The sequence below is a fragment of the Allobosea sp. BK604 genome (genome assembly GCF_004341515.1).
In the GTDB taxonomy this organism is placed as follows: domain Bacteria; phylum Pseudomonadota; class Alphaproteobacteria; order Rhizobiales; family Beijerinckiaceae; genus Allobosea.
This window is the reverse complement of the sequence record NZ_SLZF01000002.1, coordinates 540,516-565,576: the sequence shown is the minus strand read 5'-3', so window position 1 is coordinate 565,576 and position 25,061 is coordinate 540,516. Positions and strand designations below refer to the sequence as shown.

Sequence of the window (25,061 nt, the reverse complement as noted above, 5' to 3'; positions counted from 1 at the left end):
TGGCACTCGACATGCGAAGGGATGGCGGGACCATGATGGCTCGATCAAAGAACAGGCTCCGTAGCGGCCTCCCGGCCGTGCTGGCTCTGACGCTCCTGCTGGGCGCCTGCGCGACCAAGACCGACATCACCGGCTCGATCGCACCGAGCGATGTGCGCGAGCGTCATCCGATCGTCTTGCGCGACGCTCCGCGCTCGCTCGATGTCTTCATCGGGCGCGCGGGCGGCGGGCTCGACTACCGGCAGGCCGAGGATGTCGCCGCCTTCGCCGGCGAATATCGCCGCAACGGCCGCGGCGGCCTCGTTGCCCAGGTGCCGACCGGTACCCAGCGCGAGATTGCCGCGCATGACACGCTGAACGACATTCGCAGGGCGCTGGCGCGCGGCGGCGTTTCGCCGGGCGCGCTCCAGGTGCAGACCTATCCGGTCCAGGACCTGAATCTCGCCTCGCCGATCCGCCTCTCCTTCGCCTCGCTTCAGGCTGTCGTGCCCCATAGTTGCGCGCAATGGCCACAGGATGCGGGCGTCTCCGAGTGGAAACACGACGCCTCCAACGAATCGCTGTGGAATTTCGGCTGCTCGAGCCAAGCGCTGCTGGCGGCGCAGGTCGCCGATCCGATCGACCTCGTCCGCGGACGCAGCGAGGGCCGCGCCGACATCGTCAAGCGCATGAACGCGATCAACAAGCTGCGCGAAGGCAAGGATCCCTCGACTCAGTACCGGCAGGAAACGCCGCAGATCAACTCCAATGTCGGGGGTCAGTAATGGACCCGACCGATAGCACCGAGTCCCAGGGCGTAGCGGTCGGCGGCGAGGAGATCATCGCGCCGCTGCCACGCATCACGCTGCAGGCCTTCTGCGAGACTCCGGCGGTTTCAGCCGCCATGCAGACGGCCATGGCCGACCGGCGCATGGACAAGGCGCATGCCCGCATCCAGATGGGCGGGCCCGCTGCGGCGGTCGAAGCGTTCCGCTCGGCACCCACCCCGAATGTCATCATTCTGGAGACGGTGTCCGATCCGGCCGCCCTGATCGCCAGCCTCGAGGCACTGGCCGAGAGCTGCGATGCCGGCACCAAGGTCGTCATCATCGGCCATGTCAACGACGTCCTGCTCTATCGCGACCTGATCCGCCGCGGCGTCAGCGACTACCTGATCGCGCCGCTCGGGCCGCTCGATATCCTGCGGTCGCTGTCGGAGCTCTATATCGCGCCGGAAGCCCGCAATCTCGGCCGCACCATCGCGGTGATGGGGGCCAAGGGCGGCGTCGGGGCCTCGACCGTGGCGCATAACGTCGCCTGGGCGATCGCCCGCAATCTCGACGCCTCGACCGTGATCGTCGATCTCGACATCGCCTTCGGCACGGCCGGACTCGATTTCAACCAGGATCCGCCGCAAGGCATTTCCGAGGCGGTCTTCGCCCCGGAGCGGCTCGACGCCGCCATGCTCGACCGATTGCTCTCGCGCTGCAGCGACAATCTCGCCCTGCTCGCGGCGCCCGCGATGCTGGACCGCACCTGCGATCTCGCCGAAGACGCATTCGACCAGGTTTTCGACCTGCTGCGCGCCAGCGTCCCCTATGTCGTGCTCGACGTGCCGCATGTCTGGAGCGCCTGGGTCAAGCGCAGCCTGATCGGCGCAGACGAGGTCCTGATTGTCGCCGGCCCCGAGCTGGCGTCCCTGCGCAACGCCAAGAACCTGATCGACCTGGCACGTGCGGGCCGGCCGAACGATTCGATGCCGCGCCTGGTGCTCAATCAGGTCGGCCTGCCGAAGCGGCCAGAGATCGATGCGGGCGAATTCGCCAAGGCGCTCGGCGTCGAGGTGCTGACCTCGATTCCGTTCGAGGCGCAGATCTTCGGCACCGCCGCCAATAATGGCCAGATGATCGCCGAGCTCCAGGCCGGCGGAAAGATCAACGAGGCCTTCGTCCAGATTGCGAGCGCGGTCACCGGCCGCGGCGAGGCCAAGCGCAGCAAGCGCAGCCTGTTCGAGCCGCTGGTCGCGAAGCTGAAACGCCGCAAGGCCTAGGCGACGCCGTGCGCGTGTCAGATGACCGGCTGGCCTGCCTGCCTGCCGGTCGCTTGGCGTGAGAGGGAATGAGATGTTCGGAAAGCGGTCTACGAGCGCATCGCCAGCGCCGGCTCTGAATCCCAAGGCTGCCGCCGCGCGGCCGCCTGAGCCGCGCCAGCCTGCGTCCGAGGCGCGGCGTCCGGCTCAGCCGATGGCGATCGCCCCGGTGGAGACACCGAGATCCGACGAATACTACCAGATGAAGAGCATGATCTTTGGCGCTCTCATCGAGGCCATCGATCTATCCCAGCTTGCCAAGCTCGACGGTGAATCGGCGCGGGAAGAAATTCGCGACATCATCAACGAGATCATCTCGCTCAAGAATGTCGTGCTTTCGATCGCCGAGCAGGAGGAACTGCTCGACGACATCTGTAACGACGTTCTCGGCTATGGACCGCTCGAGCCCTTGCTGGCGCGTGACGACATCGCCGACATCATGGTCAACGGTGCAGGCCGGACCTTCATCGAGGTCGGCGGCAAGATCCAGCTGACCAATATCCGCTTCCGCGACAACGCCCAGCTGATGAATATCTGCCAGCGCATCGTCAGCCAGGTCGGCCGGCGCGTCGACGAATCCTCGCCGATCTGCGACGCGCGCCTCGCCGACGGCTCGCGCGTCAACGTCATCGCGCCGCCGCTGGCGATCGACGGCCCGGCGCTCACCATCCGAAAATTCAAGAAGGACAAGCTGACGCTCGACCAGCTCGTCCGCTTCGGCGCGATCTCGCCGCCCGGCGCCGAGCTTTTGAAGATCATCGGCAAGGTTCGCTGCAATCTCGTGATCTCGGGCGGCACCGGTTCGGGCAAGACGACGCTGCTCAATTGCCTGACCAACTTCATCGAGCATGACGAGCGCGTCATCACCTGCGAGGACGCCGCCGAATTGCAGCTGCAGCAGCCGCATGTCGTACGTCTCGAAACGCGTCCCCCCAATCTCGAGGGCACCGGCTCGGTCACGATGCGTGACCTCGTCAAGAACTGCCTGCGTATGCGGCCCGAGCGGATCATCGTCGGCGAGGTTCGCGGCCCGGAGGCATTCGATCTGCTGCAGGCGATGAATACGGGCCATGACGGCTCGATGGGCACGCTCCACGCCAATACGCCGCGCGAGTGCCTCAGCCGTATCGAATCGATGATCACCATGGGCGGCTTCACGCTGCCCTCGAAGACCCTGCGCGAGATGATCTGCTCGTCGATCGACGTCATCATCCAGGCGCAGCGCCTGCGTGACGGCTCGCGTCGCATCACCCAGATCACCGAGGTGATGGGCATGGAGGGCGACGTCATCATCACGCAGGACCTGATGACCTATGAGGTGCTGGGCGAGGACGCAGCCGGCAAACTGATCGGCCGGCACCGCTCGACCGGGATCGGCCGCCCGCGCTTCTGGGATCGGGCGCGCTATTTCGGCGAGGAGCAGAGGCTGGCGACGGCCATCGACCAGCTTGCCGCCATGGACGACGCCGATGCGGCGTGACGCAAGCCGAGCGGAGCCGATAGCATGGATCTGAGCCTCATCGCCGTCATCGTGCTTGCGACCCTCGCGGTGGGCGGCGTGGTCTATGCGCTGTTCTATCCGCTGCTGAGCGGCCAGGCGCGGGCCGAGAAGCGTCGCAAGGAATTCGCCGCTCCGGTGGCGGCGCGCATGGTCGATCGCGAAGCCCAGGCCAAGCAGAAGCGTGGCCAGATCGCGCAGAGCCTGAAGGAGATCGAGAACCGGGAAAACGCCCGCAGCAAGGTCTCGCTCGAGACGCGCCTGCTGCAAGCCGGTCTAAGCTGGAACCGGCGCCGCTACTATATCGTCAGCGCGATCAGCGCGGTGATCACAGGTATCCTGCTGCTGATCCTGACCGCCAACCTCATCTTCTTCGCAGTCGGGCTGTTCATTGGCGGCTTCGGCTTGCCGTCGTGGTTCCTGTCCCGGGCCAGGACGAAGCGGCTCAAGAAGTTCGCGATCGAATTCCCCAATGCGATCGACGTGATCGTACGCGGCATCAAGTCCGGATTGCCGCTCAACGATTGCTTGCGCATCGTCGCGAGCGAGGCTGCCGAGCCGGTCGGGGGTGAATTCCGGCTGATCATCGAAAGCCAGACGCTCGGCCTGCCCCTGACCGATGCGTCGGCCAAGCTGTTCGAGCGCATGCCCTGCGCGGAGGCCAATTTCTTCGGCATCGTGCTCGCCATTCAGCAGAAGACCGGCGGCAACCTCTCCGAGACGCTTGGCAATTTGTCGCGCGTGCTGCGCGAGCGCCGCAAGATGCGCGACAAGATCCAGGCAGTATCGATGGAGGCGAAAGCGTCGGCCGCGATCATCGGCGCCCTGCCGCCGACCGTCGCGATCCTGGTTTATCTCACCAGTCCAAAATACATCGAGCTGCTTTGGATCACCCAGACCGGCAAGGTCGCCCTCGTCGCTTGCGGCGTCTGGATGCTGGTTGGCATCATGATCATGCGCAAGATGATCAACTTCAACATCTGAGGCGGCGCACATGATTGCCCTCATCGCCGACAAGCTCGCCGACAGCCAATTCCTCCTGACGCTGCTCGTCGCCGTCGCCGCCGCGGCGACCGTGCTGACGCTGGCGATCCCGTTGGTCGAGGGCAATACGCTCGGCAAGCGCATGAAGAATGTCGCGACCGAGCGCGAGAAGATCCGGGCACGTGAGCGTGACCGGCTCAATCGGCAGAAGGACAAGGTTTCGCTGCGCCAGGAGCCGAAGGAGTTCATGCGCCGCGTCGTCGATCAGTTCAAGCTGGGTGACTGGCTCGGCACCGAAACCGCAAAGAAGCAGCTCGCCATGGCCGGCTATCGCGGGCAGCAGGCCGAGATCGGCTTCCTGTTCTTCCGGCTGGTCACCCCGGCCGGTCTGTTCCTCTTCGCGCTGTTCTACGTCTTCTTCATCAAGGATTTCGGTCAGCCGCCGATGATCCGCATCGGCATCGCCATCGGCGCGGCCTATCTCGGCATCAAGGCGCCTGAAATCTTCCTTTCGAACCAGATCTCGAAACGCCAGGCCTCGATGCAGCAGGCCTTTCCCGACGCGCTCGACCTGCTGCTGATCTGCGTCGAGTCCGGCATGTCGGTCGAGCACGCCTTCCGCAAGGTGGCGAGCGAGATCGGTAGCCAGTCGGTGCCGCTGGCCGAGGAGTTTGCGCTCTGCACGGCAGAGCTGTCCTATCTGAGCGAGCGCCGTCAGGCCTATGAGAACCTCGCGCTGCGGACCGGGCTCGAAAGCGTCAAATCGGTCACGACCGCGCTGGTCCAGGCCGAGCGCTACGGCACTCCGCTCGGCACGGCGCTGAGGACGCTTGCCCAGGAAAGCCGCGATCAGCGCATGAATGCGGCCGAGAAGAAGGCCGCCGCACTGCCGCCGAAGCTGACAGTGCCGATGATCCTGTTCTTCCTGCCCGTGCTGTTCGTGGTCATCATGACCCCGGCCTTCATCCAGGTCTTCGGTTGGAAATAGGCTTGGCCGGGCCCACCGGGTCGAGAATGGGCCAAAGCCGACTCACCGCTGATGTTGGAAATGCCCGCCTTGCGCGATAGCGAGGTTACCTTGATCTGCACGCCCGTGGCGCTCGATGGCGGGCGCTGCCTTAGGGGCGCCACGCCGAAGGCAGCGCTCCAGATGCGGAGCCGGCGCGTCCGCGGGCCAGGGAGAGCTACTTCGTCACCGTGACCTGGGTCAGGTCCTGGAACCAGCTCTGGGCCGGCACGAAGCCCTTCACCTTGGCGGTCATGGCGCGCGGGTTGAGGTCGTGGACGATGAAGAGCCAATAGGCCTCGTCGACGATCTGAGCATTGGCCTGGCCGAGCAATTCGTCGCGCTTGGCGGGATCGAAGGTGTTGAAGGCCTCGTCCAGCGCCTTGTCGACGATCGGGTCGTTGGTGACACCCCAGTTCGAACCGTTCGGCGGCATCGAGCCGGAATGGAAGAAGCGGTAGATATTGGTCGGGTCGCTGAAGGGCAGGCTGATATTGACCGCGTGGCTGCCCTGCGACATCGCCGCGGTCGGCGGGTTGCGGAAGGCGACGAGCATCGTGCCCCAGTCGACCACGTTGTACTCGATGTCGAAGCCGACCTCCTTGAGGTTCTGCTGCAGGAACTCGTTCATCGGGATCGGCATCATCTGGCCGGAGCCGGAGGTCGAGATCATGATCTTGGCCTTGACCGGCTTGTCCGGACCGAAGCCGGCTTCCTTGAGCAGCGCCTTCGCCTTGGCGGGATCGTAGCCATAGGGGGTCTTCGGCTTGCCATAGGCGGGATAGCTCGGATCATAGAAGCCGGTCGCGGGCTTGGCCGTGCCGTTGAGCAGGGCGACGAGCCCGTCGCGGTCGATCGCGTAGTTCAGTGCCTGGCGGACGCGCTTGTCCTTGAAGGGCGAGTTGTCGGCGACGCTGAGCACCCAGGGCCAGAGATGCGGATAGGGCTTCAGGCTGATCTGGAAGCCGGCCGATTTCAGCGAGGGGATGGCGTCCGGCGGCGGCACCTCGATCCAGTCGACCTGGCCGGAGCGCAGCGCGGCGAGGCGGGTCGTCGCCTCCGGCATCGGCACGAGCACGAGCTTCTCCAGCTTGGGCACGCGCGCCTTGTCCCAGTAATCCTCGTTGCGGGCGAGCTCGATCGAGACGCGCTGCGTGACCTTGGTGACCTTGAACGGGCCGGTCCCGGCGGGCTGCTTGCCGAAATCGACCCATTTGCTCCCGACCTTGGCGAATTGCGCCGGGCTGACGAAGAGCACGCGGGTGATCAGGTAGGGAAAGGGGCTGAATGGCTTCTTGGTCCAGAGCACGATCGTGTCGTCGTCGAGCTTCTCGTATTTCTCCAGCATAGGCAGCGAGACGCGCACGATCGCCGCCTGGGCGCTGTCGTAGTTCGCGGCCTTGTCGTTGAAGATTCGGTCGAAATTCCAGATTGCCGCATCGGCGGTGAAGTCCGTCCCGTCATGGAACTTCACGCCCTTGCGCAGCTTGAACACCCATTTGCGCGGGTCTTCCGGATCGGCCTTCCACTCGGTGGCGAGACCGGGCGTCAGATCGGCCGGCTGGTCGGTCTTGCCGAAATCCCAGTTGACCAGGGCGTCGTAGACCGGGAAGCCGGTGAAACGGTAGCCCTCGCTGCCATTGTCCGGAATGCCGCCGACCGTCGGGATATCCGAAGCGGTCATGGCGATGCGCAGGGTCTGGGCGCTCGCGCCTGACAGTCCGAGGCCTAGCCCCGCCGCCGCGAGCGCGGCGAAGGTGGCGAGTTTCGCGAGACGGGACATGGCTTCTGGACTCCTGTGCTGAACGAACGGACGGAACGGAAACGGCTTATTCGGCGGCGAGCAGCGGTTGCGCGCGGATGCAGCGCACGAGGCGGCCAGGGCCGAGCGTGACGGCGGGCGCCTCGACGCGGTGGCAGCTCTCGACCGCCTGGCTGCAGCGCGGGGCGAAGGAGCAGCCGGGCGGCAGCGCGGCGAGGTTCGGCGGCTGCCCGCGGATCATGTCGAGCGGCTGGCCTTTCATGCCGCCATGAACCGTCGAGGAGAGCAGGCCCTCGGTATAGGGATGCGAGCGCTCGCTCAGCACCTCGTAGACCGTGCCGGTCTCGACGAGGCGGCCCGCATACATGACCGCGACCTGATCGGAGATCTCGGCGGCGACGCCGACATCGTGGGTGACGAAGACCACCGCCATGCCCATCTCTTTCTGGATCTGGCGCAGCAGCAGCAGGATCTGGATCTGCACGGTGACGTCGAGCGCCGTCGTCGGCTCGTCGGCGAGCAGCACGCTCGGCCGGCAGGCGAGCGCCATCGCGATCATCGCGCGCTGGCGCATGCCGCCGGACATCTCGTGCGGATAGTTCTTCAGCCTTCGCGCGGCCGACGGGATCGAGACCATCTCGAGCAGCTCGAGCGCCCGTTTCATCGCGGCGCGATGGCTGAGCCCCTCATGTGTCTTGATGATCTCGGCGATCTGGTCGCCGATGGTGAAGACCGGGTCGAGCGCCGTCATCGGCTCCTGGAAGATCATCGAGACCACCGGGCCGCGGATCTGGCGCAACTCGTCCCTGGACATGCCGACCACGTCCTTGCCGTCGACCAGGGCCTGGCCGGTGACATGGGCATAGTCCGGCACGAGCCCCATCAGCGCCTTCAGCGTCACGCTCTTGCCGGAGCCGGACTCGCCGAGGATGGTCAGAACCTCGCCGGGCATCAGCGAGAAAGTGACGCCGTTGACGGCGGCGACGGACTGCTCGCGACGCCGGAACTCGACTTTGAGGTCGCGGACGTCGACGATCGGTTTGGGTGCGGCTTCAGCCATCAGACGAGCCCTCCCGAGATGGCGCGGCTATGGCCGGAGCCGGCGACGAACATGTGGCAGGCGACCGCGTGCTGGGGCGGGGAATCCGGGGTCGCGTCGAGCTCAGGCGCCGTGGCGGCGCAGATGCTTTCGGCGAAGGCGCAGCGCGTGCGGAAGCGGCAGCCCGAGGGCGGGTTGAGCGGACTCGGCGGATCGCCGGTCAGCGGCATCTCGGTGGTGCGATGGGCGGGGTCGAAGCTCGGCTTCGAGCGCAGCAGCGCCTTGGTGTAGGGGTGGCGCGGGTTGCGGTAGATCTCGTCGACCGGCCCGGTCTCGACCACCTTGCCGAGATACATGACCAGCACGCGATCGGAGATGAACTCGACCACGTTGAGGTCGTGGCTGATGAACATATAGGTGAGGTCGCGCTTTTCCTTGAGCTCGACCAGCAGGTTCAGCACCTGCGCCTCGACCGACTTGTCGAGCGCGGAGACCGACTCGTCGAGGATCAGCAGCTTGGGCTCGAGCGCGAGCGCGCGGGCAATGTTGACGCGCTGGCGCTGGCCGCCAGAGAGCTCATGCGGGTAGCGCCTGGCGAACTGAGCCGGGTTGAGGCCGACATCGCGCAGCAGCCGCTCGGTGCGCTCCTCCGCCTCGGCGCGCGCCGTGCCGTGCATCTTCGGCGCGTAGGAGATTGAGTCCGAGATCGACAGGCGCGGATTGAGGGAAGCGAAGCTCTCCTGGAAGACCATCTGGACCTTGCGGCGCAGCTGCGAGACCGAGATGCCGCGGAACGCGCCGACAGGATCGCCGTCATAGACCAGCGTGCCGGAATCCGGCTTGATCAGCTGCATGACGAGACGGGCGGTCGTGGACTTGCCGCAGCCGGATTCGCCGACGATGCCGAGCACCTCGCCCTTCTGGACCTCGAAGGTGACGTCGTCGACCGCCTTGACCACGGCGGTGACGCGATTGAGCACGCCGCCACGGACCGGAAAATGCTTCTTGAGCTTGTCGACGATGAGGAGCGGCTGGGCCTTGCCGCCGCGGATCTCCTCGGGGACCGGCGGCATGTAGACCTTGTAGGACGCAGGCGCTGACATGGGCTCGCTCCTCACTTGTTGAGCTTGATGTCCATGGCGCCGCGGAAGCCGTCGCTCATGAGGTTGAAGCACATCGAGGTGATGAAGATCATGAAGCCGGGAATGGCGGCGACGAGCGGCTGCACGTAGATGGCCTGGCGCAGCGAGGTCAGCATCAGCCCCCATTCCGCCTCCGGCGGCTTGGCGCCGAGGCCGAGGAAGGAGAGGCCGGCCGAGAGTACGATCGAGATCGAGATCAGGCTGGTCGCGTAGACCAGGATCGTGCCCATGACGTTATTGAGGATGTGGTGGCGGATGATCTGCGAGGTCGTGGTGCCGCTGGCGCGGGCCGCGTCGACGAAATCGAGCGTGCGGACCTGTGTGGTCACGCTCTCGGCGATACGCACCATCGGCGGGATGAAGACGATGGAGAGCGCCAGGATCGCGTTCGTCATGCCGCTGCCGAGCATGCCGCAGATGGCAATGGCGAGCAGGATGGACGGGAAGGCGTAGAACACGTCCATCGTGCGCATGATCAGCGTGTTGACGATGCCGCCCGCATAGCCGGCGACGATTCCGAGCAGGCCGCCCACCGCGAGCGCGACGCCGACGGGCAGAATGCCCGTCAGCAGCGAAAGCCGCGCGCCATAGGCGATGCGGGTCCACATGTCGCGCCCGGTCTCGTCGGTGCCGAGCCAGTGGCCGGGCGTGCCGACCGGCTTGAGTCGCCGCATGATGCCGCCGGCATAGGGATCATAGGCGGTGACAAAGGGCGCGAAGATCGCCATCAGGATGATCATCAGCAGGATGAAGGTGACCGTCATCGTCACCTTGTCGCGCTTCAGGCGGCCCCAGACGGTGCGCCAGTAGCCCTGGCCGACCTCGTTGGCGGGCTGCTTTCGGACCTCGGCACTGGCGACCTGAGCCTGGCCGCCCTTGGCCTCGGCATAAGCGGGCACGTTCGTCATGGGATCGCAGGCTCCGTCAGCGGCGAATGCGGGGGTCGATCATCGCCTGGGCGATGTCGACGGCGAGGTTGAGCAGGACGAAGAAGAAGGCGAGCACGAGGATCGTGCCCTGCAGCACCGGGATGTCGCGGCGGAAGATCGCGAGGTTGAGCAGGTTGCCCGAGCCCGGCCAGTTGAACACCGTCTCGACCAGGATCGAGCCGCCGAGCAGGTAGCCGAATTGCAGGCCCATGATGGCGAGCACCGGCGGGGCCGCGTTCTTGGCGACATGAAAGAGGATGCGCCCCTTGCTCAGGCCCTTGGCCTCGAGCGCGCCGACGAAATCCTGGCTGCGGATGTCGAGCACGGTCGCCCTGACCAGCCGGGCGACGACGCCCATCGGGATCAGCGAAAGCGTGATCACCGGCAGGATCAGGAAGGGAATCTGCTCGGTGAGGGAGCCCTCGCCCATGCCCTGCGCCGGCAGCGCGTTCAGCGTCACCGAGAAGATGACGACCATGATGATGGCGAACCAGTAATGCGGCAGGCTGACGCCGGCGATGGCCAGTGCCGAGAACAGCTTGTCGAGCCAATGGCCGGAATTGAAGGCCGCCAGCATGCCGAGCAGGATGCCGAGCGAGAAGCCGAGCACGGCGGCCGGCAAGGCCAAATGCAGCGTGTTCTTCAGCGCGACCGCGATCTCGCCGGCGACAGGCTGTCCGGAGAAGATCGAGTTGCCGAAATTGCCGGCGAGCGCCCGCAGCAGCCAGTTGAAATATTGGATGTAGAGCGGCTTGTCGAAGCCGAACTCGGCCTTCATCTGCGCGATCATCTCGGGCGAGGCCTCGGGCGGCAGCAGGAGGTCGATCGGGTTGCCGGGGACGATCTGGAGCAGCCCGAAGACGACGAGTGAGACCCCGAGCAGGATCGGAATGGCCTGGAACAAGCGGCGCGTGGCGAAGAGGAACATTCACGTCATCCATTCGACAATTGAGCCGTTTGGATACCTGCAAGGGGTGTGCCAGCAGAAACGCCTCGTAAAATCGAAGGTGAATGCCGCGCGACTAGCCTGAATGCATACAATATGAGCGCCAGGCAGGTTTTGGATGTCGATGGCTCGGCGCTTGCTTGCCCGTTTCCTGCCCAATGACAGGAGAGAGCGATGCACAGGATCGAGATCCCCGCCTATGCCACGGAACGCGCGATGCAACGGCGCGGCCGCATCCACTTGTTCGACAGCATCGACCCGGCGAAGACGGCCCATATCGTCGTCGACCTGCAGAACGGCTTCATGGCGCCGGGCCAGCCGGCCGAGATCGCGACCGCACGCGAGATCGTGCCCAATGTGAATGCGATCAGCGCCGCCTGCCGGCAGGCCGGAGCGCTCAACGTCTTCATCCAGAACACGATCGACGAGGAGACCCATGCCTCCTGGGCAAACTGGTTCGCCTATTTCTCGAACCCGGAGCGGCGCAGGCGCATGGATGCCGCCTTCGCCGAAGGCAGCTTCGGCCACCAGATCTGGCCGGGGCTGGAGGTCGCCGACGCGGATCTCAAGGTGTTGAAATACCGCTTCGGCGCCTTCGTCGACGGCTCGTCGGGCCTGCACGCGGAACTGCAGAAGCGCGGCGTGGACACGCTGATCATCACGGGAACCGCGACCAATGTCTGCTGCGAGTCGACGGCGCGCGACGCGATGATGATGAACTACAAGGTGATCTTCATCTCTGACGGCACAGCAACCTTCACCGATGCCGAGCATAACGCCACGCTGGCTAACATGTTGACGATCTTTGCCGACGTGATGAGCACGGACGAGGTGGTCGCGCTGCTGGAAGGCGCAGCCAAGCCGGCGCTGGTCGCGGCCGAGTAAGCGTTCGCCGACGAAAGACGGGAAGGCCGCGGGAGTTGCCTCCCGCGGCCTTCTCGCTTCGGCGGGCGTCGAGGGCCGCCCGCCCGGGGGAATCGCTTAGGCGGCAACCGCCTTGGCCTGCCAGCCGAGCGCGATCGCAGGGCGGCGCGAGCGCCAGGCCGTGGCGGCCTCGTAGGCGTCGCCGACCGCCAGCACCATCGCATCCTGGAAGGGCTTGCCGACGATCTGGATCGAGAGCGGCATGCCGCCGGCATTGTAGCCGACGCAGACGGCATGGGCCGGCAGGCCGGTGACGTTGAACGGGCAGGTGATGCTCGGGCGGTCATACATCAGCCATTTCGGCACGGACTCGATCTTCTGCGCCGGGAAGGGCGAGGCGGCGCTGATCAGCACGTCGACATCGGCCATGGCTGCCGCCACTTCGAACGAGAGCTCGCGCCGGCGCTTCTGGGCGTTGACGTAGTCGGAGCCGCGGATCAGTGCGCCCAGCATGATGCGGTCGCGGCAGATCTCGCCATAGAGCTCCGGCGTCGTCGTCAGGTAGGGCTCGTGGATCGAATAGGCCTCGGCCGACATGATGGTGGTGTTGACCGCGGCGAACTCCGCCAGCGGCGCCAGCGTCACGTCCTTGACGGTGCAGCCCATCTCCTTGAAGGCGACGAGCGAGGCCTCGATCGCAGCCTTCACATCGTCGGTCGCGACATTGTCGGTCTCGTAGAAATGCCTGACGACGCCGATGCGCAGGCCCTTCAGCGACTTGCCCATCAGCGCGGAGAAATCCGGGATCTCGACATCCGCCGAGGCCGGATCATCGGGGTCGTGACCGGCAAGGACCTGCAGCATCAGCGCGCAATCCTTGCTGGTCCATGCCATCGGGCCGGCATGGTCGAGCGATTGCGAGAGCGGCAGCACACCCTTGCGGCTGAGCAGCCCGTAGGTCGGCTTGATGCCGGCGATGCCGCAAAGCGCGGCCGGGCTGCGGATCGAGCCGCCGGTATCGGAGCCCATGGCGCCGAGCACCATGCCCGCCGCAATCGCAGAGCCGGAGCCGGAGGAGGAACCGCCGGTCTGGCACTCGGTGTTCCAGGGATTGCGCGCCGGCGGGTGGAACAGGTCGAAAGACGGGCCGCCAATGGCGAATTCCCAGGTGCCGAGCTTGCCGGTGAAGACCGCGCCGCCTTCGCGCAGCTTGGCGACGGTGGTCGCGTCCTCTTCCGGAACGCGCTCGAGCATCAGGCGGGAATGGCCGGTCGTGCGCAGGCCGGCGGTGTCGTAGATGTCCTTGAGGCCGATCGGGATGCCATGCAGCGGGCCTCGCCTGTCGCCGGCCATGATCTCGGCCTCGGCCTGCTTGGCGGCCTGGAGCGCCGCCTCGGGCGTGAAGGTGACATAGGTCAGCAGCGTCGAATCCAGCGCCTCGGTCTTGGCGATGCAGGCCTCGGTCAGTTCGACCGGGGAGAGCTTCTTGTCGGCGATCAGGCTTGAGGCTTCGTCGATAGTGAGCAGGGTGAGATCGGTCATGGCGTCAGACCTTCGCTGAGAAAACGGCGGCGGGCTCGGCGCTGACCGGGCGCGGCTTGCGCAGCCGGGCGGCCATGGCCTCGAGCTTGGGGAAGACGCCTCCGAGCTCGGCATATTGCGTCGGCGTCAAGTTCAGTCCGGCCCTCGCGACGAGGGTGCGGAAGGCCTCCTGGGAAACGGCTTCGTCACTCATGGCATGACTCCTTCGAAGCGTCGGGCGCTCCCTGCGCCCGGGCCTGGCCATGCAAGCGTCGCGCCAGATTGTATCCATCGTTTGAATGTGAGCGCAGTATGACTGCGATTTACCGGGCGCAAATTGTGACAAATGCACAAATTGTATCCACTGGCACACTCCTTGAAGGGAATGGATGCGGCTGGTCCGCTTGGCCCAGTGCTAACCAACGGGGACAATGACGATGCGCAGATCTACGGCAATTGCCGCCGCATTCATCGCGGCGTTGGCTCTCGGAACGACTGGCGCTCAGGCTCAAGGCACGCTCAGGATCGGCATGACCTCGGTCGACGTGCCGACCACCGGCGGCATCCCGAACAATGGCGGCGAGGGCTACCGCTTCCTCGGCTTCCCCGCCTATGACGCGCTGGTGAACTGGGAGCTGAAGGAGAAGCAGGACGACATCGCCAATGTCCGGCCCGGCCTGGCCGAGAGCTGGTCGTCCGACCCGAAGGACCGGACCAAATGGGTGTTCAAGCTGCGCCAGGGCGTGAAATTCCATGACGGCTCGCCCTTCAACGCCGATGCCGTGATGTTCAATATGCGCCGCGTCTTCGACGAGAAGGCGCCGGAATACGACGCCCCGGCCGCTCCGATCGTGAAGTCGCAGCTCTCGATGGTCGACCGCTGGGAGAAGATCGACGACATGACGGTCGCGATCTACACCAAGACGCCCTTCGCCTATTTCCCCTACATGATCACGCGCCTGCTGATCGTCAGCCCGACGCAATACGAGAAGGCCGGCAAGAACTGGGTCGAGTTCGGCAAGACGCCGAGCGGCACCGGGCCGTTCAAGATCGTCAAGGTGACGCAGCGCGTCAGCGCCGAGCTGGCCAAGAACCCGGACTATTGGGACAAGGACCGCGTCCCCAAGCTCGACCGGATGATCCTCTATCCGATGCCGGAGCCGACCACCCGCCTCGCCGCGCTGCGCTCGGGCCAGGTCGACTGGATCGAGGTGCCTCCGCCGGATGCGATCCAGAGCCTCAAGCAGGCCGGGTTCGAGATCAATCTCAAGCCCTATCCGCATACCTGGCCCTATGTCTTCAACACCGTGAACCCGAAATCGCCGTTCTTCGACAAGCGCGTGCGCCAGGCGATGAACTATGCCGTCGACCGGCAGGCGCTGGTCCAGCTCCTGAACGGCACCGCCAAGCCGGCGGCCGGTCTCTATCCGCCGGAAAGCCCCTATTTCGGCAAGCCGGCCAATCGCTACAGCTATGATCCGGAAAAGGCCAAGGCGCTGCTGAAGGAAGCCGGCTACGGACCGGGCAAGCCGGTCAAGGCCAAGATCATGGTCTCGACCGCCGGCTCCGGCCAGATGCTGCCGCTGCCGATGAACGAGCTGATCCAGCAAATGGTGAAGCCGCTCGGCATCGATCTCGACTTCGAGGTGGTGGAATGGGGCACGATGCTGGTCGCGGTGCGCAGCACGCCGGATTCACCCCCTTCGATGGGCGTCGACGCGATCAATATCAGCCTCGGCTTCGCCGACCCCTCGACCATGTACCGCTACTATCACTCGGATTCGAAGTCGCCGACCAACTGGAACTGGGCCCATTTCGGCAATGCCAAGGTCGACGAGCTGCTGATGGCGGCCCAGACCGAGTTCGACGTGGAAAAGCAGCTCGACCTGCTCGCCAAGGCGCATGCGATCATCGTCGACGAGGCGCCCTGGCTCTTCATCGTCCACGATCTCAACCCGCGGGCGATGTCGAAGAAGGTCCAGGGCTTCAGCCCGGCCCAGAGCTGGTCGCAGGACTTCACGACCATCTCGATGGCAAAGTGATTGCAGGCAAGGTGGTGCCGGTCCGCCCGGCATCATCCGCTCGCGCTCTTGAGAGAGGAGACGACCCATGTCGATGGACATCAAGGCCTTGGTGAAGGAACAGGCCGAGGCCTGGTCCGGCGTGGTGCCGCCAAACGCGGTCAGCGAGGAGCTGGCGGCCGGCTTCGCCAGCCTGATGGCGGGCCTTTCCGCGCTGCGCGGCCAGCTCGCCTTCGAGGACGAGCCGTCGAGCTTCGAGGCCGCGCTGCAGGCGACGAAGGAGCCAAACCCATGAATATCGCGATCAAGCCCCCGGGCACGCTCACCTCGCTCAGCCTGACCGAGGCGGCGGACGCCGTCGCCAAGGGCGAGACGACCGCCGTCGCGCTGACCGAAGCGGCGCTTGCCGCCATCGCGGCCGGCGACGAGCGGGTCAATTCCTTCATCTGGCTCGAGGGCGAGCAGGCGCTGGAGACTGCGGCCAGGCTCGACAAGGTGCCGAAGGCCGAACGTGGCAAGCTCCACGGCGTGCCGCTGGCGCACAAGGACATGTACTACAAGGCAGGCAAGCTCTCGACCTGCGGCTCGAAGATCCGCGCCGAATTCCGGCCGGGCTATACCGCCACGGTGATCGAGCGGCTTGAGGCCGAGGGCTCCTTCGCGCTCGGCGGGCTCAACATGGCCGAGTTCGCCCAGAACGCCACCGGACACAACCAGCACTATGGCCATTGCCATAATCCCTGGGGGCTCGACTATTGCCCCGGCGGCTCCTCGTCCGGCTCGGGCGCGGCCGTGGCTGCCCGCTTCGTTTATGCCGCGCTCGGTTCCGATACCGGCGGCTCGATCCGCCTGCCGGCCTCGCTCTGCGGGGTCACCGGCATCAAGGGCACGCAGACCCGCGTCTCGCGCCATGGCGTGATGCCGCTTTCCTTCTCCGCCGACAATGTCGGCCCGCTGGCGCGCAGCGCCAGGGATTGCGCGCGGATCATGGCCGTGATCGCTGGGCACGACCCGAAGGATGCGACATCCTCCAAGGAGCCGGTGCCGGATTACGAGGCCGCGCTCGACGGCGATCTCAAGGGCATCAAGATCGGCGTGCCCAAGAACTATTTCCTCGATGATGTGGACCCTGACGTGATGGCCGGGTTCGAGGCGATGCTTGGGGTGCTCGAGGGCCGTGGCGCGACGCTGGTTCCGGTCACGATCCCGCATATGGACGCGGTCGCGACCTATGGCGGCGTCGTCTCGCGTGTCGAGGGCGCGACGATCCATGCCGAATGGATGCGCAGGCAGGCACAGGATTACGCCATTCACCTGAACTCGCGGCTCTACGCCAGCCTGGGCATTCCCGCGGTCGCCTATGTCGAGGCGCTGTCACGGCGTGGACCGATCCTCAAGTCTATCGCGGCGGCGCTATTCTCCGAGGTCGATGTCTTCGTCGCGCCGACGATCCGCTGCAAGTCGCCGACACTGCTCGCGACCGATGTCGATGCCGGCACGCCCGGTGCGCTCGACGCCTTCAATACGCTCTCGCTGAACACCCGGCCGATCAACTATATGGGCCTGCCCTCGGTCAGCGCGCCCTGCGGATTGGATTCCAGGGGCATGCCGATCGGCTTCCAGGTGCAGGGGCGGCCCTTCGGCGAGGGCAAGGCGCTGAAGGTCGTGGATGCGTTCCAGCGCGACACCAGCTTCCACCGCGAGCGGCCGTCCGGCTTTGCGGTTTAGGCCGTCGGCTGCGTGATAGCGGGTTAGCCATCATGGTCGGGCTTGTCCCGACCATCCACGTCTCTTCCAGGCTGCGATCGAGTTCGACGCCGCAAGGCGCGGATGTTCGGTACGAAGCCGCCTAAGCCGCGTTGCGCGGACGCTCGCCGCGCTCGGGCCGCTTCGCCTCGTGCTTGCGCCAATGCGTGACGATGCGCCGACCGGCGCGGTAGGAATGCTCATAGGCGAGCGCTTGCGCCCGGCCGCCCTGCCCATTGACCAGCGCGTCGAAGATCTCGGTGTGATCCTGCTGTGATTGCAGCAGGTCCTCGCCGTCGAACCAGCGAAAGCGCAGCTGCGCGATCAGCGGGATGTCGCGCGCCTTCCGGATCAGGCCGCCGAGATAGTCGTTATTGGCCGCCTCGGCGATGGTGGCATGGAAGCGATGGTTGAGCTCGACCCAGCGCTCGCGCACCTCGTCCGACCAGGCCGCGCTGGCCACGAGCTCGTCGCCATCGGCAACGATCTTGTGAATGATGCCGCGATGCGCGTCCGAAAGGCCCTGCTCGGCGGCGAGCCTGGCCGCGAGCCCGTCCATCGTGGCACGGACCTCGTAGATGCCGGCAATATCTTTGGACGTATAGGTGCGCACGACATAGCCGCTATTGGGCGTGTAATCGAGCAGCCCCTCGGCGCCGAGCGTGGAGAGCGCGTTGCGGATCGGCGTGCGCGAGACACCAAGGGCCGCGGCGAGATCGGCCTCGTTCATGCGCATGCCGCCGGTATACTCGCCCGTCAGCACGGCCTCGCGCAGCCGCGACAGGATCTGCAAGCCCCGAGTCGCCATTCCAACTCCCTCCTCGATCGTCGCCGCAGGTTCGGTCCACGAGGGCTTCCGTCCAGCGGTCGGCGCGTGGAGGCGATGCATGGTGTGCATGACCAGAAAAGTCAATTGCATGCAGACAACAGGATTGAGGAATTCTGGATACTAAGCTGGCGCCCTATTGCCGCGCCCCGGAAGGCTTCAAGCCCGAACGCGCGTTGCGGGCGGCATGCAATAGCACCGCGGTCGAGGCGATGACGATGGCCGAGCCGGCCAGGACACCGAGCGTTGGAACATCGCCGAACCAGAGATAGCCGATGATGATGGCCCAGAGCATGTTGGTATAGTTGATCGGCGCGATCGCGGCGGCGCTGGCATGATAGAGCGCCTGAACCGTCAGCCATTGGCAGAGGCCCGAGGCGACGCCCATGGCGACGAGGCCGGCGAGGCCGGGCAGCGAGGGATGCTCCCAGGAGAAGGCGAGCGTCGGCGCCAGCGCCAGCGAGGACAGGCCCATATACCAGGTGGTGATCACCAGCGGGTCCTCGCGGGAGGCGAGGCTGCGCTGCAGCAGCATCGAGGTCGCGCTGCAGAACGTGCCGAAGACGGCGGCGACTGCGCCGATATTGAAGCCGGCGCCGCTGGGCTGGACCATCAATTGGACACCGGCGAGCCCACCGAAGACCGCGATCCAGCCCGCCGGCGGAATCCGCTCCTTGAGCAGCAGGGCCGAGGCGACCGTAACCAGGATCGGCTGGGTGAAGCCGATCGCCATGACATCGGCGAGCGGCATGAGGTGGAAGGCGGTGAAGCTGAAGAACAGCCCACCGGTCATCGAGGTGGCGAGCAGGACATGGCGCAGGGCGTGGCGCGTGCGCAGTTCGGGCAGCCGCCCGCTCCAGAGCAGGATCAACAGCAAGGGCAGCACGCCGCCGGCATTGCGGAAGAAGACGATCTGGTTGACCGGATAGTGCTGCGCCTGCGCCTTCACCACGCCGTTGAGGATGGAGAACAGCGCCATCCCGATGAGCATGATGATGGCTCCGCGCAACGGATCCCGCCGCGGGCCCGACGTGATGGAGGCTGCGCCGGCCGCGAGTTGGTCTCCAGCCGGCTCGGTCCGCATCGCCGCCGCTCCATCTGCCTCGGATCGCCCTATTCGGCCGCCTGCTTGACCACCTGATTGCGCTCCAGGCAACCGATCAGAAAGTCGGTATCCATCACGTCGCCGAAGATCAGGTAGATCGCGATCAGCGAGGCGTTGTGTTCATCGTCGGTTGCCGTGGCGTTGCCATCGGAGACCATGATCGTCTTGAAGTTCAGCATCATCGCGTCGCGCGCGGTCGACTCGCAGCAGACATTGGTCATGGTGCCGGTGATCAGCACGGTGTCGTAGCCGCCGGCGCGAAGCCGGGCCTCGAGGTCGGACGAGCCCTGGATCAGGGCGCTGTAGCGCGACTTCTGGACGGTCTCGTCACCGGGCTGGACATCGAGATCCGCCCAGAGCTGGTGGCCCAACGTGCCCTCCGACATCGACTCGACGCGCTTCCGTTGCTGCGCCGGTGGCGACATCGCATGCATATGCGACCAGGAGGTCAGGCATTCCTCGTCATGGGTATTCTTGATCCAGAACACCTTGCCGCCGGTGCGGCGCACCGCATCGGCGAGGCGGTTGACGTTCGGCACGATGTCGATGGCCTCCTTGCAGAGCGCATGCGCCACGCCCTCCATCATGAAGCCGTTCTGGAGGTCAACCACGATCAGGGCAGTGCGCTCGGGATCGAGATTTTCGTGCGGATGGGCGGTTCCCCGCCGCGCCACGACGCGATCGACGACGGATTGCGGAATCTCGACCTTGTGCATGCGATCCTCCCGGCATGGTCAGCGACGACAAGGCACCATGCAGCAGACATGCCAGCAGTCATGAATTGTACGCAATCCAGCCAATGCACGATCGGGCGATCGAGACGCGCCCATCTCTGTCGATTTTTGAGATATTCATACGCTTCACGTCCTGCCCCGAAGGCTGCCGGCGGAGCAAATGCACCAAATCGAAGAGATCGGGAGAGCCGTTGTCGCCGGATCCGGAGCGATGCAAAAAAGTTGCACAAGCAGGGCCATTGCTTGCGCGAATCGTATGCAGCCCTGCGATCTCCTTGAAAACCATTCACAAAGCGGCGCCTATGGTGCCGTATCGGGCATTTTGAAGCCGGACCACCGACGCGCAATGCTCAGAATTTCACAGTGCGCATTGATTGTGCGCTCGACCTTATTGGATACAATCACGCCGTTCCATCGAATTGAGGAGTGAGGTCATGGCGACGCAGCCCGACGACACCGCGCTGATGCAGGAATTCGACGTTTTCGCCGCACGCGCCGGCCTCGAGATCCCTCCCGACCGCAAGGAGACGCTGTTCCTGGGCTTCAAGGACCTGCGGAAGATGCTGGCGGTCATTCGCCAGCCGCGCACCGCTGCCGCCGAGCCGGCCGGCACCTATTCGCTCGACACCATCACGCGGAGCGTCTGAGATGACCGGCAAGCCGCTGCACGACTATTCCATCGCCGAGGCCGGCAAGATGCTGCGCGAGGGCAAGGTCACCTCGGTGGAGCTGACCAAGCATGCGCTCGACCGGATCGCGGCGCTCGACGGCGCCATCAACAGCTTCATCCTGGTGACGACCGAGCGCGCGCTGAGCGATGCCGAGACGGCCGACGCCGATTTCGCCGGAGGCATCGACAAGGGGCCGATGCAGGGCATCCCCTATGCGCTGAAGGACATCTACGACACCGCCGGCATTCCCTCGACCTGCCATTCCAAGCTGCGGGTCGATGTTGTCCCGGAGGCGGATTGCGTCGTCGAGCAGGCCTTCAAGGCGCAGGGCGGCGTGATGCTCGGCAAGCTCGCGACGCATGAATTCGCAATTGGCGGCCCCAGTTTCGACCTGCCCTTCCCACCGGCACGCAACCCCTGGAATCCCGAACACATCCCGGGCGGCTCCTCCTCGGGCTCGGGCGCCGCCGTGGCGGCGGGCTTCATGCGCATGGCAATGGGATCCGACACCGGCGGCTCGATCCGTGGTCCGGCCGCCTATTGCGGCACGGTCGGCCTCAAGCCGACCTATGGCCTGCTCTCGCGCCGTGGCATCTTCCCGCTCTCCTATACGCTCGACCATGCCGGTCCGCTGGCCTGGACGGTGGAGGATTGCGCCATCGCGATGGATGCAATCACGGCCTACGATCCGCTCGACCCCGGCAGCGCCGACGTGCCGAAGCCGGACTATCTCGGCGGCCTCGACAAGGGCGTCGCAGGGTTGAAGATCGGCATGCCCCGTCATTGGTACGAGAAGGCCGAAGGCGCCTCGCCCGAGACCGTCAAGGCGATCGACGATGCGGCGCAGGTGCTCGCCAAGCTCGGGGCGGAGATCGAGACGATCGAGCTGCCGGAATACGATCTGTTCAATGCCTGCGGCCGGGTGATCATGTTCTCGGAGGCCTTCGCCATCCACGAGCAGGACTACCAGACGCGGCCGCTCGACTACGGGCTCCTGACCTATATGCGGATGACGCTCGGCGCTTTCATCACCGCCGCCGACCTGACGCAGGCGATGCGGCTGCGGCGTGAACTGGCACAGGCCGTCAACGCCAAGCTCAAGAGCTATGACGCGATCGTCTGCGCCTCGTCGCTGGCGCCGGCGCCGCGCTTCGCCGACATGCCCGTCGGCATGCCCGCGAACTGGCCGATCCACACGATGCCGTTCAACGTCACCGGCAATCCGGCCATGTCGATCCCGACCGGCTTCTCGGCCTCCGGTCTGCCGCTCTCGATGCAGATTGCGGGCAAGGCCTTTGACGAGCCGACGATCCTGCGCATCGGCGCGGCTTTCGAGGCGGCGACGCAGCTCTACACCAAGCGGCCTTCGTTCGAATTGGCGCAGGCCGCCTGATGTTCCACGCCGCGGGATCGCGAGCCGCCGAGGCGCTCGGCGAGGTCGCGGCCGTCCATGCCGAGATCGGAGACACCACGCTGCCGGCGGCGGCGTGGCGTTCCCGCGTCTCGGGGTGGTGGCGCGAGGCGCCGCATAATCTGCGCGGCTCGGTCTACATGATCGCGGCCTTCGTCTTCCTCTCCGCCATGGTCGCGGCGGTGAAGGCACTCGGCACGCGGCTGCCGCTGGCCGAGGTGCTGGTGATCCGCCAGGTCATCATCGCGCTGCTGCTGGCGCCTCTGTTTCTGCGCGGCGGCATGGCGGCGTTCCGGACGCGGCATCCCGGCCTGCAGATCCTGCGCGGCCTCTTTGCGCTTGGGGCGATGTTCGCCGGCTTCACCGCAGTGCTTCACATTCCGCTGGCCGAGGCGACGGCGATCAGCTTCAGCCAGGCGCTGTTCGTCACCGTCGCGGCCGTGATCGTGCTGAAGGAGAAGGTCGGTCCGAGGCGTTGGCTCGCCACCGCGATCGGCTTCGTGGGCGTGCTGATCATGGTCAGGCCCGGCGGGCACGGACTCGATGCCTATGCCCTGCTCGCCGTGCTCGGCGCATTGTTCTCCTGCGGCATCACCATCACCGTGCGCGTGCTCGCCGATAGCGAGCGCACGGAATCGATCATGGCCTACCAGTCGCTCGTGCTGTTTATGGCTCTCTCCTATCCGGCCTGGAGCGCCTGGATCTGGCCGACGCCGGACGAATGGCTGCTGCTCGGCTTCATCGGCACGGTCGGCACCGTCGGGCAATGGCTGATCACCCGGGCATACCAGATTGGCGATGCCGCCGCGCTCGCCCCGCTCGACTTCGTGCGCTTGCTGATGGCGACCGCCATCGGCTACCTCGTCTTCGCTGAAACCCTCACGCTCTCGACGCTGATCGGCGGCACGATCGTCGTCGCGGCGACCCTCTACACCGTCCGTCACAATGCCCGGCGCGTCGCCCGCGCCGGGCTGGTGGCGGAGCCCGCCACCTGAACGGACGCGACCATGGCTCATCACCACCTGAAATCCAGCCCCGAGACCTGCCACTGGGGCTATTTCGACGCGAAGCTGAAACCCGCATTGACGATCAGGAGCGGTGACGAGGTCACGGTCGAGACGGTGAGCGGCGCGCCGGAGGTGACCCCGACCGATCCGCGCTTCGAGGTCCCGCCGGAGCTTGCCGAGGTCCACGCCAAATGCGACCGCACCATCCCCGGCCATATCCTGACCGGGCCGATCGCGATCGAGGGCGCCGTTCCCGGCGACATGCTGGAGGTCAAGATCCTCGACATCCAGCTCCGGCAGAACTGGGGCTACAATGTCATCCGTCCGCTTTCCGGCGCGCTGCCGACCGATTTCCACGAGACGCGGCTGCTGCACATCCCGCTCGACCGGGAGAGGATGGTCGGCACCATGCCCTGGGGCGTCGAGCTGCCGCTCAAGCCTTTCTTCGGCGTGATGGGCGTCGCTCCCGTTCCCGGCTGGGGCCGCATCACCTCGATCGTGCCGCGCAGCATGGGCGGCAATCTCGACAACAAGGAACTGGTGCCGGGCGCCTCGCTCTTCCTCCCGGTCTTCACCGAGGGCGCGCTGTTCTCCTGCGGCGACGGCCACGCCGTGCAGGGCGATGGCGAGGTCTGCGTCACCGCGATCGAGACCGCGCTGAGCGGCCGCTTCGCCTTTTCGCTGCACAAGGGGGCGGGCCTGACCTATCCGCGTGCCGAGACGCCGACCCACTACATCACCATGGGCATGGACCCTTCGCTCGACCAATGCGCGGTGATCGCGTTGCGCGACATGATCGTCTTGCTCGGCGAGAAGCGCGGCCTCTCGCGCGAGGACGCCTATACGCTCTGCTCGCTGGCGGCCGATCTGCGCGTCACCCAGGCGGTCAATGTCTGGAAGGGCATCCACTGCATGATCGCCAAATCGGCCGTCCATGGCGCAGCGGCCTGACACCGGAAAGGGAATCCTGCCGTGGATCTCGAGCTGAATGGCAAGGCCGCGATCGTGACCGGCGGCAGTCGCGGCATCGGGCTGGCTTGCGCCAGGGCGCTGGCGGCCGAGGGCTGCTCGCTGCTGCTGGCCGCGCGCGGTAAGGACGGCCTGCACAAGACCGCGGCCGATCTCGAAGCGGCAGGCGCCAGGGTCGCGACTCTGGCGGTCGATGTGACCGCTCCGGGGGCCGGGGCGGCAATCGTCGAGGCGGCTATGACCGCGTTCGGCCGGCTGGATGCGCTCATCGCCAATGCCGGCGGCGTGGTCGGAGCGCGCAGCTTCACCGAGGCGGACGATGCGGCCTGGCTCGGGACGTTCCAGCTCAATGTCGGCCATTCCGTCGCGCTGCTTCGCGCGGCCGTGCCGCATCTCGCGGCGAGCGGGCAGGGCTCGGCGATCTTCATCGCCTCGATCTCCGGCCGCAATCCGATGAGTTCCGGCGCGCCTTACGCTGCGGCAAAAGCGGGACTCATCCATGCAGCGCGCAGCCTTGCCTGGGAGCTCGGGCCGAAGCATATCCGCGTCAATGCGCTCTCGCCCGGCTCGATCCTGTTCGAGGGCGGTGGCTGGGCCCGGCGAAAGGCCGAGATGCCGGATGTGATGGCAAGTTTCGAAAGCACCGAATTCCCCTGGGGCCGGCTCGGCACGCCGGAGGAGATCGCCAGCGTGGCCGCCTTCCTCGCCTCGCCGCGCTCGGCCTGGATCAATGCCGCCGACATCCCGGTCGATGGTGGCCAGCGCCGTCCCTCGCTCTAGTACTTTTATGGACCGACAGGTGAACGAAGAAC

24 protein-coding genes are annotated in these 25,061 nt (G+C 65.8%); 14 read left to right on the top strand and 10 right to left on the bottom strand.

The genetic code is table 11. The features are described 5' to 3' along the window. The first annotated feature begins 32 nt into the window (after positions 1-32). The 5 genes from EV560_RS07990 to EV560_RS07970 all read left to right on the top strand — a co-directional run bounded on the left by EV560_RS07990 (position 33) and on the right by EV560_RS07970 (position 5,538). Positions 33-764, top strand: coding sequence for a CpaD family pilus assembly protein (locus EV560_RS07990; protein ID WP_131855203.1), 732 nt, complete (start codon positions 33-35; stop codon positions 762-764). Further along, complete coding sequence (locus EV560_RS07985; RefSeq protein WP_131855202.1) at positions 764-2,029, top strand: CpaE/TadZ family protein; 1,266 nt, start codon at positions 764-766, stop codon at positions 2,027-2,029. Before EV560_RS07990 ends, EV560_RS07985 begins: the two co-directional genes overlap by 1 nt. A 73-nt stretch (positions 2,030-2,102) precedes the next feature. Next, the gene (locus EV560_RS07980) at positions 2,103-3,548 is read left to right on the top strand and encodes a CpaF family protein (protein ID WP_131855201.1); all 1,446 of its coding nucleotides are present in this window, start codon (positions 2,103-2,105) and stop codon (positions 3,546-3,548) included. A 24-nt stretch (positions 3,549-3,572) separates the two neighbouring features. Continuing rightward, positions 3,573-4,550: a type II secretion system F family protein gene (locus EV560_RS07975; protein ID WP_131855200.1), complete on the top strand. Its 978-nt coding sequence runs from the start codon at positions 3,573-3,575 to the stop codon at positions 4,548-4,550. Between the two features lie 10 nt (positions 4,551-4,560). After that, a complete protein-coding gene (locus EV560_RS07970; protein WP_131855199.1) occupies positions 4,561-5,538 on the top strand; it encodes a type II secretion system F family protein in 978 nt (325 codons plus the stop codon). 196 nt (positions 5,539-5,734) lie between these two features. Here EV560_RS07970 and EV560_RS07965 read toward each other — a convergent pair whose 3' ends face one another. Genes EV560_RS07965 through EV560_RS07945 form a run of 5 tightly spaced genes read right to left on the bottom strand, consistent with a single transcriptional unit; the run spans position 5,735 to position 11,356 of the window. Continuing rightward, complete coding sequence (locus EV560_RS07965; protein WP_131855198.1) at positions 5,735-7,339, bottom strand: ABC transporter substrate-binding protein; 1,605 nt, start codon at positions 7,337-7,339, stop codon at positions 5,735-5,737. A gap of 46 nt (positions 7,340-7,385) precedes the next feature. Then, a complete protein-coding gene (locus EV560_RS07960) occupies positions 7,386-8,378 on the bottom strand; it encodes an ABC transporter ATP-binding protein (RefSeq protein WP_131855197.1) in 993 nt (330 codons plus the stop codon). Then, positions 8,378-9,460 carry an ABC transporter ATP-binding protein gene (locus tag EV560_RS07955; protein ID WP_282568841.1) on the bottom strand — a complete coding sequence of 361 codons (1,083 nt, stop codon included), beginning with the start codon at positions 9,458-9,460 and terminating at the stop codon, positions 8,378-8,380. Before EV560_RS07955 ends, EV560_RS07960 begins: the two co-directional genes overlap by 1 nt. An 11-nt stretch (positions 9,461-9,471) precedes the next feature. Next, positions 9,472-10,407: an ABC transporter permease gene (locus tag EV560_RS07950; RefSeq protein ID WP_131855196.1), complete on the bottom strand. Its 936-nt coding sequence runs from the start codon at positions 10,405-10,407 to the stop codon at positions 9,472-9,474. A 16-nt stretch (positions 10,408-10,423) separates the two neighbouring features. Further along, the gene (locus EV560_RS07945; protein WP_131855195.1) at positions 10,424-11,356 is read right to left on the bottom strand and encodes an ABC transporter permease; all 933 of its coding nucleotides are present in this window, start codon (positions 11,354-11,356) and stop codon (positions 10,424-10,426) included. Between the two features lie 192 nt (positions 11,357-11,548). Here EV560_RS07945 and EV560_RS07940 point away from each other — a divergent pair, with 192 nt between their 5' ends. Continuing rightward, on the top strand, positions 11,549-12,259 hold the full coding sequence (locus EV560_RS07940) for an isochorismatase family protein (RefSeq protein WP_131855194.1): 711 nt from the start codon (positions 11,549-11,551) through the stop codon (positions 12,257-12,259). 96 nt (positions 12,260-12,355) lie between these two features. Here EV560_RS07940 and EV560_RS07935 read toward each other — a convergent pair whose 3' ends face one another. Next, positions 12,356-13,780, bottom strand: a complete 1,425-nt coding sequence (locus EV560_RS07935; RefSeq protein ID WP_131855193.1) for an amidase — start codon at positions 13,778-13,780, stop codon at positions 12,356-12,358. A 4-nt stretch (positions 13,781-13,784) separates the two neighbouring features. After that, complete coding sequence (locus EV560_RS07930) at positions 13,785-13,973, bottom strand: hypothetical protein (protein ID WP_131855192.1); 189 nt, start codon at positions 13,971-13,973, stop codon at positions 13,785-13,787. A 223-nt stretch (positions 13,974-14,196) separates the two neighbouring features. On the opposite strand from EV560_RS07930, the gene EV560_RS07925 reads away from it, so the two are divergent. The 3 genes from EV560_RS07925 (at position 14,197) to EV560_RS07915 (ending at position 17,508) form a co-directional block, all read left to right on the top strand. Further along, on the top strand, positions 14,197-15,801 hold the full coding sequence (locus EV560_RS07925; protein ID WP_248311938.1) for an ABC transporter substrate-binding protein: 1,605 nt from the start codon (positions 14,197-14,199) through the stop codon (positions 15,799-15,801). A gap of 67 nt (positions 15,802-15,868) precedes the next feature. Next, positions 15,869-16,075, top strand: a complete 207-nt coding sequence (locus tag EV560_RS07920; protein WP_131855190.1) for a hypothetical protein — start codon at positions 15,869-15,871, stop codon at positions 16,073-16,075. Continuing rightward, positions 16,072-17,508, top strand: coding sequence for an amidase (locus tag EV560_RS07915; protein ID WP_131855189.1), 1,437 nt, complete (start codon positions 16,072-16,074; stop codon positions 17,506-17,508). Before EV560_RS07920 ends, EV560_RS07915 begins: the two co-directional genes overlap by 4 nt. A 121-nt stretch (positions 17,509-17,629) precedes the next feature. Here the strand turns inward: EV560_RS07915 and EV560_RS07910 are convergent, their stop codons facing one another. The 3 genes from EV560_RS07910 to EV560_RS07900 form a co-directional block, all read right to left on the bottom strand. Then, positions 17,630-18,334: a GntR family transcriptional regulator gene (locus EV560_RS07910; RefSeq protein ID WP_165923374.1), complete on the bottom strand. Its 705-nt coding sequence runs from the start codon at positions 18,332-18,334 to the stop codon at positions 17,630-17,632. A gap of 154 nt (positions 18,335-18,488) precedes the next feature. Next, positions 18,489-19,436, bottom strand: a complete 948-nt coding sequence (locus EV560_RS07905; protein WP_131855187.1) for a DMT family transporter — start codon at positions 19,434-19,436, stop codon at positions 18,489-18,491. Between the two features lie 29 nt (positions 19,437-19,465). Beyond that, complete coding sequence (locus tag EV560_RS07900; RefSeq protein ID WP_131855186.1) at positions 19,466-20,173, bottom strand: isochorismatase family protein; 708 nt, start codon at positions 20,171-20,173, stop codon at positions 19,466-19,468. A gap of 452 nt (positions 20,174-20,625) precedes the next feature. Between EV560_RS07900 and EV560_RS07895 the strand changes: the two genes are divergently transcribed. From EV560_RS07895 to EV560_RS07875, 5 genes are read left to right on the top strand one after another with little or no spacing between them, the layout of a single operon-like run. Beyond that, complete coding sequence (locus EV560_RS07895) at positions 20,626-20,838, top strand: hypothetical protein (protein ID WP_131855185.1); 213 nt, start codon at positions 20,626-20,628, stop codon at positions 20,836-20,838. 1 nt (position 20,839) lies between these two features. Continuing rightward, the gene (locus EV560_RS07890; protein ID WP_131855184.1) at positions 20,840-22,255 is read left to right on the top strand and encodes an amidase; all 1,416 of its coding nucleotides are present in this window, start codon (positions 20,840-20,842) and stop codon (positions 22,253-22,255) included. Next, positions 22,255-23,268 carry a DMT family transporter gene (locus EV560_RS07885; RefSeq protein WP_131855183.1) on the top strand — a complete coding sequence of 338 codons (1,014 nt, stop codon included), beginning with the start codon at positions 22,255-22,257 and terminating at the stop codon, positions 23,266-23,268. The genes EV560_RS07890 and EV560_RS07885 overlap by 1 nt, the downstream gene beginning before the upstream one ends. Before the next feature lie 12 nt (positions 23,269-23,280). After that, complete coding sequence (locus tag EV560_RS07880) at positions 23,281-24,231, top strand: acetamidase/formamidase family protein (protein ID WP_131855182.1); 951 nt, start codon at positions 23,281-23,283, stop codon at positions 24,229-24,231. 21 nt (positions 24,232-24,252) lie between these two features. Next, a complete protein-coding gene (locus EV560_RS07875) occupies positions 24,253-25,029 on the top strand; it encodes an SDR family NAD(P)-dependent oxidoreductase (protein WP_131855181.1) in 777 nt (258 codons plus the stop codon). The last annotated feature ends 32 nt before the right edge of the window (positions 25,030-25,061 follow it).

Excerpts from the sequence above, each read along its gene's own strand:
- EV560_RS07910 (WP_165923374.1), bottom strand. The coding sequence starts at position 18,334 with ATGGCGACTCGGGGCTTGCAGATCCTGTCGCGGCTGCGCGAGGCCGTG.
- EV560_RS07915 (WP_131855189.1), top strand. The coding sequence starts at position 16,072 with ATGAATATCGCGATCAAGCCCCCGGGCACGCTCACCTCGCTCAGCCTG.
- EV560_RS07990 (WP_131855203.1), top strand. The coding sequence starts at position 33 with ATGATGGCTCGATCAAAGAACAGGCTCCGTAGCGGCCTCCCGGCCGTG.
- EV560_RS07940 (WP_131855194.1), top strand. The coding sequence starts at position 11,549 with ATGCACAGGATCGAGATCCCCGCCTATGCCACGGAACGCGCGATGCAA.
- EV560_RS07985 (WP_131855202.1), top strand. The coding sequence starts at position 764 with ATGGACCCGACCGATAGCACCGAGTCCCAGGGCGTAGCGGTCGGCGGC.
- EV560_RS07905 (WP_131855187.1), bottom strand. The coding sequence starts at position 19,436 with ATGCGGACCGAGCCGGCTGGAGACCAACTCGCGGCCGGCGCAGCCTCC.
- EV560_RS07895 (WP_131855185.1), top strand. The coding sequence starts at position 20,626 with ATGGCGACGCAGCCCGACGACACCGCGCTGATGCAGGAATTCGACGTT.
- EV560_RS07965 (WP_131855198.1), bottom strand. The coding sequence starts at position 7,339 with ATGTCCCGTCTCGCGAAACTCGCCACCTTCGCCGCGCTCGCGGCGGCG.
- EV560_RS07900 (WP_131855186.1), bottom strand. The coding sequence starts at position 20,173 with ATGCACAAGGTCGAGATTCCGCAATCCGTCGTCGATCGCGTCGTGGCG.
- EV560_RS07885 (WP_131855183.1), top strand. The coding sequence starts at position 22,255 with ATGTTCCACGCCGCGGGATCGCGAGCCGCCGAGGCGCTCGGCGAGGTC.
- EV560_RS07975 (WP_131855200.1), top strand. The coding sequence starts at position 3,573 with ATGGATCTGAGCCTCATCGCCGTCATCGTGCTTGCGACCCTCGCGGTG.
- EV560_RS07950 (WP_131855196.1), bottom strand. The coding sequence starts at position 10,407 with ATGACGAACGTGCCCGCTTATGCCGAGGCCAAGGGCGGCCAGGCTCAG.
- EV560_RS07960 (WP_131855197.1), bottom strand. The coding sequence starts at position 8,378 with ATGGCTGAAGCCGCACCCAAACCGATCGTCGACGTCCGCGACCTCAAA.
- EV560_RS07980 (WP_131855201.1), top strand. The coding sequence starts at position 2,103 with ATGTTCGGAAAGCGGTCTACGAGCGCATCGCCAGCGCCGGCTCTGAAT.
- EV560_RS07920 (WP_131855190.1), top strand. The coding sequence starts at position 15,869 with ATGTCGATGGACATCAAGGCCTTGGTGAAGGAACAGGCCGAGGCCTGG.
- EV560_RS07945 (WP_131855195.1), bottom strand. The coding sequence starts at position 11,356 with ATGTTCCTCTTCGCCACGCGCCGCTTGTTCCAGGCCATTCCGATCCTG.
- EV560_RS07930 (WP_131855192.1), bottom strand. The coding sequence starts at position 13,973 with ATGAGTGACGAAGCCGTTTCCCAGGAGGCCTTCCGCACCCTCGTCGCG.
- EV560_RS07970 (WP_131855199.1), top strand. The coding sequence starts at position 4,561 with ATGATTGCCCTCATCGCCGACAAGCTCGCCGACAGCCAATTCCTCCTG.
- EV560_RS07880 (WP_131855182.1), top strand. The coding sequence starts at position 23,281 with ATGGCTCATCACCACCTGAAATCCAGCCCCGAGACCTGCCACTGGGGC.
- EV560_RS07925 (WP_248311938.1), top strand. The coding sequence starts at position 14,197 with ATGCGCAGATCTACGGCAATTGCCGCCGCATTCATCGCGGCGTTGGCT.
- EV560_RS07955 (WP_282568841.1), bottom strand. The coding sequence starts at position 9,460 with ATGTCAGCGCCTGCGTCCTACAAGGTCTACATGCCGCCGGTCCCCGAG.
- EV560_RS07935 (WP_131855193.1), bottom strand. The coding sequence starts at position 13,780 with ATGACCGATCTCACCCTGCTCACTATCGACGAAGCCTCAAGCCTGATC.
- EV560_RS07890 (WP_131855184.1), top strand. The coding sequence starts at position 20,840 with ATGACCGGCAAGCCGCTGCACGACTATTCCATCGCCGAGGCCGGCAAG.